The sequence below is a fragment of the Sphingobium sp. Ant17 genome (assembly GCF_000588875.1).
In the GTDB taxonomy this organism is placed as follows: Bacteria; Pseudomonadota; Alphaproteobacteria; order Sphingomonadales; family Sphingomonadaceae; genus Sphingobium.
Genome location: NZ_JEMV01000109.1, coordinates 1 through 9,190 on the forward strand (window position 1 = coordinate 1; position 9,190 = coordinate 9,190).

At 58.3% G+C, this 9,190-nt stretch carries 6 protein-coding genes, 7 pseudogenes and 1 other annotated feature; of the genes and pseudogenes, 7 read left to right on the forward strand and 6 right to left on the reverse strand.

The window, feature by feature from the left end; genetic code table 11:
* Positions 1–222: 222 nt before the first annotated feature.
* Together BF95_RS30490 and BF95_RS23825 are read left to right on the forward strand one after the other, a co-directional pair.
* A pseudogene (locus tag BF95_RS30490) lies at positions 223–453 on the forward strand (transposase); the annotation flags it as partial.
* An 87-nt stretch (positions 454–540) separates the two neighbouring features.
* A pseudogene (locus tag BF95_RS23825) lies at positions 541–1,525 on the forward strand (IS3 family transposase); the annotation flags it as partial.
* Positions 576–691 (forward strand) — a sequence feature (AL1L pseudoknot). It overlaps the preceding pseudogene by 116 nt.
* Positions 1,526–1,808: 283 nt before the next feature.
* Here BF95_RS23825 and BF95_RS23830 read toward each other — a convergent pair.
* Complete coding sequence (locus BF95_RS23830; RefSeq protein WP_186378961.1) at positions 1,809–2,612, reverse strand: IclR family transcriptional regulator; 804 nt, start codon at positions 2,610–2,612, stop codon at positions 1,809–1,811.
* A gap of 164 nt (positions 2,613–2,776) precedes the next feature.
* Here BF95_RS23830 and BF95_RS23835 point away from each other — a divergent pair, with 164 nt between their 5' ends.
* Positions 2,777–4,117, forward strand: coding sequence for an IS1380 family transposase (locus tag BF95_RS23835; protein ID WP_043155119.1), 1,341 nt, complete (start codon positions 2,777–2,779; stop codon positions 4,115–4,117).
* 239 nt (positions 4,118–4,356) lie between these two features.
* On the opposite strand, the gene BF95_RS23840 is transcribed toward BF95_RS23835, so the two are convergent.
* Positions 4,357–4,641: a hypothetical protein gene (locus BF95_RS23840; protein ID WP_043155121.1), complete on the reverse strand. Its 285-nt coding sequence runs from the start codon at positions 4,639–4,641 to the stop codon at positions 4,357–4,359.
* 226 nt (positions 4,642–4,867) lie between these two features.
* Here BF95_RS23840 and BF95_RS29900 point away from each other — a divergent pair.
* Positions 4,868–5,005 (forward strand): annotated as a pseudogene (locus BF95_RS29900) (IS701 family transposase); the annotation flags it as partial.
* Between the two features lie 32 nt (positions 5,006–5,037).
* Here the strand turns inward: BF95_RS29900 and BF95_RS23845 are convergent.
* Positions 5,038–5,493 (reverse strand): annotated as a pseudogene (locus BF95_RS23845) (IS110 family transposase); the annotation flags it as partial.
* Between the two features lie 84 nt (positions 5,494–5,577).
* Positions 5,578–6,066 (reverse strand): annotated as a pseudogene (locus BF95_RS23850) (tyrosine-type recombinase/integrase); the annotation flags it as partial.
* Positions 6,067–6,174: 108 nt separating this feature from the next.
* On the opposite strand from BF95_RS23850, the gene BF95_RS30495 reads away from it, so the two are divergent.
* Complete coding sequence (locus tag BF95_RS30495; protein WP_081764277.1) at positions 6,175–6,468, forward strand: transposase family protein; 294 nt, start codon at positions 6,175–6,177, stop codon at positions 6,466–6,468.
* On the opposite strand, the gene BF95_RS29910 is transcribed toward BF95_RS30495, so the two are convergent.
* Both BF95_RS29910 and BF95_RS31270 read right to left on the reverse strand, forming a co-directional pair.
* The gene (locus BF95_RS29910; protein ID WP_235209972.1) at positions 6,465–6,923 is read right to left on the reverse strand and encodes a hypothetical protein; all 459 of its coding nucleotides are present in this window, start codon (positions 6,921–6,923) and stop codon (positions 6,465–6,467) included. The genes BF95_RS30495 and BF95_RS29910 overlap by 4 nt on opposite strands.
* A gap of 185 nt (positions 6,924–7,108) precedes the next feature.
* Positions 7,109–7,840: pseudogene (locus BF95_RS31270) on the reverse strand (transposase); the annotation flags it as partial.
* Between the two features lie 105 nt (positions 7,841–7,945).
* On the opposite strand from BF95_RS31270, the gene BF95_RS23860 reads away from it, so the two are divergent.
* Both BF95_RS23860 and BF95_RS23865 read left to right on the forward strand, forming a co-directional pair.
* Positions 7,946–8,230: a hypothetical protein gene (locus BF95_RS23860; RefSeq protein ID WP_043155122.1), complete on the forward strand. Its 285-nt coding sequence runs from the start codon at positions 7,946–7,948 to the stop codon at positions 8,228–8,230.
* Positions 8,231–8,348: 118 nt separating this feature from the next.
* Positions 8,349–9,167: pseudogene (locus tag BF95_RS23865) on the forward strand (IS5 family transposase).
* The last annotated feature ends 23 nt before the right edge of the window (positions 9,168–9,190 follow it).

Sequence of the window (9,190 nt, forward strand, 5' to 3'; positions counted from 1 at the left end):
GAAGATGTTCATGATCTCAGGGAGTTGCTGACAGCACGGCGTGCCTTGGTCAAAGATCAGATCACGGCAAAGACACGCCTTGCTACAGCAACCAACCCTTTGGTGAAAGACCAACTCTGCCGCCGGATCAATGACATTGACACCGACATCAAAGCCTTGGATGAAGTCGTTGCCCAGATCGCCAAACAGCGTGGAACCCTTGATGAGCGCATCAGGCGTCTGATGACCATTCCGGGGGTCGGCAGATTAACCGCGACCATCTTGGTGATCGACATGCCGGAACTTGGGCATCTCGACAGCAAAAAGATTGCTGCTCTGGCTGGACTTGCGCCCATGACGCAACAGTCAGGCAAGTGGCAGGGCAAAGAGCGGATTATTGGTGGCCGGGCGTCACTCCGGCGGGCAATCTACATGCCTGCGTTGGTCGCCATTCGCTTTAATCACGATCTCCGCGACAAATATCAGCAGCTCGTAAATGCAGGAAAGGCGAAAAAGGTCGCCATCACCGCCGTCATGCGTCGCATCATCGTTCTGGCAAACACGCTGCTGCGTGAAGGGCGTGATTGGCAGCCAAAAACGACCTTGACCAAGACGGATACTCGACCGCCCCGGGAGATGATGATGGCGTTCATCGACGTCCATCGCGAGGATTTGGGTATCGAGCCGATCTGCCGGGAACTGGCAATCGCCCCATCCTCCTACCATGAACACGCCGCGCGTAGTGCCGATCCCGGCAGGCGTCCAGCACGTGCGCAGCGTGATGACGAGATCAGGGAGCAGATCAAGCGGGTCCATGAGGCCAGCTTCGGTCTCTATGGCGCACGCAAGGTCTGGCACCAGATGCGGCGTGAAGGCATCATGGTGGCGAAATGCACGGTGGAACGATTAATGCGCGCCATGGGGCTGGCAGGCGTCCGTCGTGGGAAGAAGACGATCACCACCATCAGCAACCCGAAGGCGCCGTGTCCGCTGGACAAGGTCAATCGGGCATTTCGCGTCAGCCGGCCAAACGCCCTGTGGGTCGTCGATTTCACCTACGTGCATACTTGGGCAGGCTTCGTCTATGTCGCCTTCGTGATTGATGCTTTTGCCCGGCGGATTGTCGGATGGAAGGTCAGCACGTCAGCCACTGCCAGCTTCGTTCTGGATGCCCTGGAGCAGGCGATTCATGCCCGCAGGCCAGATCCCGATGATGGACTGATCCACCATAGCGATAGGGGAGTTCAATATCTTGCGATGAACTATACCCAGCGCTTGGCCGAGGCCAAACTCGTCCCCTCGGTCGGTAGCGTAGGTGATTCCTACGACAACGCCTTAGCCGAGACGATCAACGGCCTTTACAAGGCCGAGGTCATCTGGCGGCAGCGATCATGGCCAAGCGTTTTCGGCCGTGGAAATGGCAACGCTGCGCTGGGTCGATTGGTACAATAATCACCGGCTCTTCGGCCCTATCGGGCACATCCCGCCCGCTGAGGCCGAAGACAATTACTATGCAGCCCTCGAGAACCTCGATATGGCTGCATAGCCAAATGAAAACTGCCTCCTGAAAACCCGGGGCGCTTCATCCTGACACTCCCAAGGGGTGGCGGGAGTAGCTTGTGGCATTTTGTGCCTCGCTGCAGGGCTGATCCAATCAATCCTTTCCTACAGCAGAACAATACCTTACGCTACTCTCACCACCCCTTCAGGCACAGCCCCATGCATAATCCGGGTTAGGTACGTCGCAATGGCGCAATGCTGCGTGCATACGCCTCGGCCTCAACTTTTTTACTTCTCACCCTGTTAGTGTGATTAATTTGGTTTCGGCCCTAACCCTGCCAACCGATGGCCCTGCTTGCACTGCGCGCTACATCAATTATCTTATCGATCTTGACCTTGCTGAAAAACGTCTTTGGTTCTGCACGAGCCAAAACACTCATCGTCGCGACCAAGCGATCTTGAGAATCCAGGACCGGCACCGACGTCGCAGATAGTCCCGGTACGACAGTTCCGCGAGTCTTGGTGAAACCCACCCGCCTAGCTTGCTCAATTTGCGCGGCAAGTTTGAGGTCATCGACGACTACACCCTCAGCCCGCTCGCGTTCGACCCGTTCCCTGGTCTGTTCAGGAGGGCAATGCGCCAGAAAGAGGATCCCCGCCGATGATGTCTGCAATGGCAAGACCGATCCCGTGTGCAGAGATGTAAACAGCGGAATTCCACCATCGATCCAACGAATGACAGTTGGGCCGTAATCGCCCCACACGGAAAGCAAGCCAGTAGTTTTCATTTCTGCCAGTAGATCTTTCAAATGCTCAGCGGCTATTCGCACGGTGTCCAGCCGTGCCATTGCCGCCAAGCCAAGACGGATGGTTAGCCCTCCCAAATAATACCGACCGCTCCTTTCGTCCTGTTCGGCCACCTCGGTATTCACAAAGGAAAGCAAATATCGGTGCGCTTGGCTACGGGACAGACCTGAATGTTCTGCCACTTCGCGGAGAAAGGCCCCTTCACCTCCTCCGGTCTCCACTAAAGCTAGTAAAACTCGTACCCCAACTTCAACTGATTGAATGGATTTTCTTTCATCTTTATCTTCTTTAAACCCATTTCCAGATTTTTCACCAATTTTATTCATATCGTACTCCATGATCTTCCAGTTTTTAAAATATGGTGATGATGAGTGAGATCCTATCCCGTATAATTCATCGGGGGTTGGCGGATGTAGCGTAAGCATCTGATTTAACGTATGATTTGGTTGTCTAATCCGATCAACGTCATTTCAAGAAAGCTACACCCGCCATGGACGATCCTACGCTGCCGCTACCTGGTCTGTCACCTGTTTCGGGCAAGCGGTTGGACGTCAGATTTGACGGCGGTCTGCTATCGTCAGACGGCGGGATTTTGCTGTTGCGCGAGGTGGAGCAGCGCCTTGGCGTTGCGGATCGCATGGCGGCCTGCATCAAAGATCCCCGCGCGCCGGATCTGATCACCCACAGCCTTACCGACATTATCCGCTTCCGGCTGATGATGATTGCGGCGGGTTACGAGGATGGCAATGACGCCTCCAGTCTGCGCGTCGACCCGATGTTCAAGCTGGCCCTTGATCTGGCACCTTCGGATCGCGCGCTATGTTCGCAGCCGACGATCTCGCGACTGGAGAACCTGCCTGATACGCGTGCGTTGCTGGGCATGGGCCGGGCGATGGTTGATCTGTATTGCGATTCCTTCCGCACCGTGCCCAAGCGTATTGTCCTCGACATTGATGACACATTCGATGCCGTGCATGGCGGCCAGCAGTTGCGATTATTCAATGCCCATCATGACGAATATGGCTTCCAACCCATCGTCGTGTTCGATGGCGAGGGCCGCTTCATCACTGCCGTGCTACGCCCGGCCAAACGACCCGGCGGCAAGGAAATCAGGGCTTTCCTGCGCCGCCTGATGCGTGCAATCCGCGCCAACTGGCCAAGAACGCAGATCATGCTGCGCGGCGACAGTCATTATTGCTGTCCCGAGGTCATCGACTGGTGCCGGGCGGGCGGACACGACTTCATCCTGGGCGTCGCGCCGACCTCGACATTGCGCCGCCATGTCACCGATCTCGAAACCAGCACCAAAGCGCGCTTCGAGGCCGCAACCGACGATGGCAAGGTGCGCCGCTTCAAGGCATTCCACGACGGCGCTAAAAGCTGGAGCCGCGTCGAGCGGATCATCGCCCGCGTCGAAGTCGGCGATCAGGGGGCCGACACCCGCTTCGTCGTCACCAATCTCAAAAAGGGCTCGCCCCGCTGGCTCTACGAGCAGGTCTATTGCCGGCGGGGGCAGGCGGAAAATCACATCAAGTCGTGGAAAACCCATCTCGCCGCAGACCGTACATCCTGCACAAAGGCCACGGCCAACCAGTTGCGGCTGTTCCTTCATGCCGGTGCCTACTGGCTTATGTGGGGTCTGCGCACCGCCATGCCGAAACGCTCAATATGGCGCACTGTCCAGTTCGATACCTTGCGCCTGCACCTCATCAAGATCGCTGCCCGTGTCGTCGAAATGAAGACCTTGATCCGCGTCCAATGGCCCACCGCCTGTCCCAACCAGCAGATCGTCCGGGTCGCCCTCGATCGTATCCCTCGCCTCGTTACCTGAACAACGGGCCTGGCCCCAAAAACCAAACCCGTCCCTTCAACCCGCAAGCCTCAACATACCCGACCTTCGGCTCATCCCCGGGAGTGATGCACCGCGCCTGCCTCCAACCAAAAACCGAAATCCTGACGCCCGATCAACAACGCGATGAATTATACGGGTTAGACGCTTTCCCTCAAATGTGGATAGGTCCTTTAATTCCGGGTAGCCGTCAACCTCAGCTCGACTTTGTACGTTTTCGGTCAGGTCCAAGTCCAGAAGATGCTGTTTTCAGCGATATGGTCGAGGGCCTGATCGAGTGGCAAGACGCATCCGCCCATATCGTCAATATCTTCCCATTTTCGCCGGTGTGACCAGTAGCCGAGCCTGACTTCGTCGCGCGTGCCGACAGGCTTGAGGCGGGCGATCGGCGCGTCGGTTTCCAGCAGATAGAGATGGTAAGCGCCTTTGTCCTCGTACCATCCGACGCCGCCGCCGTTGGCCGCGTCGAACGTCTCGATGCGCAGAATGATTTCCTCGTCTTTCATGGTGCATCTATAGCTGCCGTCGGTTCACAGCATATTCGAGTCACCTCGCCGCATGGCAACAGCCCAAGCGTTGCAACGTGCTTCAGTCGGGATTTTCAAGCATGGAATGTTGGACCAGAACAAGGCCGTTATCGGCGATCCCGTCCCCCAGATACTGCGCCAATGGCTGCAGGCATGGCGTCGCTGTTTTACGGCTCCCAGCTGGGAGCATGTACTTGTTCTTGTGATGGGCGGCCTGCTGGCCACGGGGAAACGGACCGTTACGTCTTGCCTGCGTGTGACCGGCCGAGCCGATGCTTCCAACTTTGCAACTTATCACCAGATCCTCAACCGCGCCCGCTGGAGCTCGCGTGCCGTTGCGAGGCGTTTACTGGGCATTGTGGTCGAACGGCTGCCATCGCCGACGGCTGCCACAATCGCTGTCGCCGTAATTGGGCCCACGCCCGGAGCAGTAGCCAGACGCTGGCTGTCCGGGTTGGATTTGTGCCAGGTGACGATCCGCTTCTCCATCTCGCCAAGCTTATCGGTTAGTGTGTCGATGTGCCGGAAAAGACATCGCAACGCTTCTCGCGCTTCGTCCGGGACGACGGTCTTGTCCGAGGTTGCAAGACGCTCGCTCAATATCGCGAGCTGTCGCACGCCCTTGCCCGCGATAAGCCCGTATTCGCCCAGCAGTCCGCGCAGTGCATTGATCGTCGCCGTTCGCTGTCGGACCAACAGGCTGCGGACACGATGTAAAGCCAGAACAGTCTGTTGCTGCTTCGTCTTGATAGGAACGAACCGCATGTTCGGCTTGGCGACGGCCTCGCATATGGCCTCCGCGTCGGCGGCGTCCGTCTTGTTCCGCTTCACTAATCACGAGGTTCCCATAATGCGGAGGAACGCGGCCTGATTGGCGGATTTCTGCCGATTTCATCCATGTTCCTCCGCATTATTTCAGAGTGTGTCGAGCCAGGCGAGCACGCTTGCATCGCGCTTCCAAGGTGGCTGGCCGCCGGGTGTTGTTGGAACGGCGACCTTCTCCAAGGCTTTCCGCTTCGTTTCGAGATTGGCCCTGGCATAGTGATTGGTCGTGTCGAGGCTCACATGGCCGAGCCAGCTTCGGATGACCGTAACGTCGACGCCCGCCGAGATGAGGTGCACGGCGGTGGCGTGCCGGAAGGCGTGTGGCGTCACATGCTTGGCACGCAGCGTTGGCGTTGTTTCGGCGGCGACCCTCGGTTCCGACGCCGGAGCGCGCTTGATCGGGATGTGGAGGATTTCGACGCATTGCGCGATCGATGCGGGATCCTTGGTGGCCACGAAGTGGAAGAAGCTGCGGATCGCAGCAAGCCGGCAGTTGCGCGTGCCGATCGTACTACTGCGTTCATGTTCGGCATGGCTGAGGAACGCGATGACCTCGCTGGCTGTCAGATCGGCCAGTGTGTCAATGACACTGTAAAATTCCCCACTTCCGGGCTCTCCCGCACTTTCGGTGCAACCTGGTGGAATCCCATTGATTCAGCGGAAGAATCTTAAGGAGGTCCTTTCGCCATGCCGAAACGCATCTTGCCGCTCATCCCGGCACCTTTGGTTGTCGATTATGTTCAACAGATTGCCAATGAAGTCGTGGTGCATTGCCGCGCCCGCTCACCTGTCGCTCGGTGCCCCAACTGTCGGCGGGCATCAACCCGTCTGCATAGCCGTTATAATCGGCGTATTGCGGATTTGCCCTGGCAAGGGCGCTCAGTAACGATCCAGCTTCGTGTGCGGCGCCTGCGCTGCGTCAATCAACGTTGCAGGCGTCGCATTTTTGCAGAATCTCTCAGCTCGACTTTGTACGATTAGGTAGCGAAGCATAGTGCTTGAGCCATACGTACGAGGCGGGTTGTCGGAATATAGTGCGTTTCTCGGTGCGGCGGGGAGTGTGGATTAATGTCGCCGACCCAGATCTGGAGGCGGACGGCACCGATGGCGTCACTGAATGTCGGGCTGGTTTTTCGATACCACGCGGCGGAATACGGGGTGCTTTTATTGGTCAGCAGATCGCAGGCCCATAGTGATATAAGAGTGTAGAGACCCAGCAGCGCCGGTGTGGTTCGCGCTATGGCTTTGTCGGTCCACTGGCGCTGTGTCTCGACACCCAGGTGAGCGCGGGTTTCGGCAAAGGTGACTTCGATTTGCCATCGGCGGACGTAGAGGGCGATGATGTCGGCGGGCTCGAGGGTAATGTCGGTACTGAAGAAGGCCTGCGGGTCGCGCTTTCCGTCAGGATCGCGAACCAGGACCCAGCGGACCGGCAAGACCGGGGTGCCGGGCCTGTACCATAGGGCGATGTCGGATGTGATCTGGAGCGTCTTGCCGTTGAGATGGCCATACCAGGCAGAGACGAGAATGCTGGTCCAGCGTGTCGCCGGATTGGCGAGCAGGGTCTTGAGTTTTGGTAATGCTCGCCCTTTCTGTGCGGGGCGCCCATCGTGCGTGCCGTTCGCCCCGCAGGCTGTGCAAACAAGTTGGCATCGAGCCGCAGTCGGCTGATGAGTGTGGCCCGGCGAACAATTGCATGTGCCAGTTCGTGGACAGCAAAGCTGCTGTCGCCAATGAAGATGATCCGCCGACCCGGCAGCCAGCGAGACAGCTGCAGCGCGCCCTGCCGGGCCCAGTCCGTCAGCAATTTATGACGGCAGCCGCGTTGACGGTTCGATCGTTCCGAAGGAGCGAGCAACGTCAAGACTGGCAGCGCCTTGATCAGGCGGGTCCATGACACCGGGGTGAGCACCATGAAGCTGAGCCACCGCAGTCCGCTGGCTTTGACGAAATGGCCGTGACTGGAGCGGACCGGGTCGCGGTAGATACCCCGTGCGGTGATCTGGCGCCCCCATCGCCGCTCAATGGTGTCGTCCATACCGATGACAACAGGGCCCTCTGGCACGAGCCGTTCGACCACGATGCTGAGCAGTCGCCTGGCAACGGCACGGGAGCTCCCGCGGGCACGGTTGAGGATCTGGTGATAGGTTGCAAAGTTGGCAGCATGGGCTCGGCCGGTCACACGCAGGCAAGACGTAACGGTTCGTTTGCCGGTGGCCAGCAGGCCGCCCATCACAAGAACGAGTACATGCTCCCAACTGGGGGCAGTGAAGCAGGGGCGCCATACCTGCATCCATTGGCGCAGGATCTGGGGGACGGCATCGCCGATAACGGCCTTGTTCTGGTCCAACATCCCATGCTTCGAATCCTAACTGAAGCACGTTGCAACGCTTAGGCTGTTGCCATGCGGCGAGGTGACTCGAATATGCTGTGACCTGACGGCAGCTATGGATGCACCATGAAAGACGAGGAAATCATTCTGCGCATCGAGACGTTCGACGCGGCCAACGGCGGCGGCGTCGGATGGTATGAGGACAAGGGCGCTTACCATCTCTATCTGCTGGAAACCGAGGCACCGATTGCCCGCCTCAAGCCTGTCGGCACGCGCGACGAAGTCAGGCTCGGCTACTGGTCACACCGGCGAAAATGGGAAGATATCGACGATATGGGCGGATGCGTCTTGCCCCTCGATCAAGCCCTCGACCACATCGCTGAAAACAGCATCTTCTGGACCTGGACCTAACCAAAAACGTACAAAGTCGAGCTMAGAGSCYGATGWCKAAGTTGAGTGGTATCAGTGGTTAGCTTGACGCTTGCCGCAGTCGTTTGATTCAGGGTTTGCAACAACTTCCGGAGATCAGATGTGGACTGATACCACTCGGGCGCAATATGCCGCGCGGACTGACTTTGCCAAGCGATTTGACCGATGCCGAATGGTCGGTGCTCGAACCGTTCTTGCCGCCACCCTCCCACGTGGCCGTCCGCGCAAATGGCCGCTGCGACGGATCGTCGAGGCGATCCTSTATCTGCTGCGTGGGGGGCTGCCGTGGCGAATGCTGCCGCCCTGCTTTCCGCCGGTCTCGACGGTTCGGCGCTGGTTTTACCTGTGGCGCGATAACAAACTGTGGCTCTCGCTCAATCATACCCTGCTGTTGATGGCGCGTGAAGCGACAGGCCGCGAGGCTTCGCCCAGTGCTGGCGTGATCGATAGTCAGAGCGTGAAAACAACGGAAAGTGGCGGCCCTCGCGGCTTTGACGCGGGCAAAAAAATCAAGGGGCGCAAGCGCCACATCCTCACCGACACCGAGGGCCATTTGGTTCATGCGGTGATCCATACCGCCGACATTCAGGACCGCGACGGCGCGCCGCTGGTCCTGCGTGAAATCATCCACCGCTTTCCATGGCTGCGCCATGTCTTTGCCGATGGCGGCTATGCTGGCGACAAGCTCAGGGAAGCCCTCCGGCGTACCGGCAAATGGACTGTCGAGATCGTCAAGCGATCCGATGTTGCAAAAGGCTTCGTGGTTCTTCCGCGCCGCTGGGTCGTCGAGCGAACACTGGCTTGGCTGAACCGCAACCGTCGGCTCGCCAAGGACTTTGAACAGACCATCGCATCGGCAACTGCGTGGCTGTTCATAGCTTCCATCCAGCTATTCGCGCGTCGCATCGCAAGACTATGAAATTTCATCGGATAATTATGAAT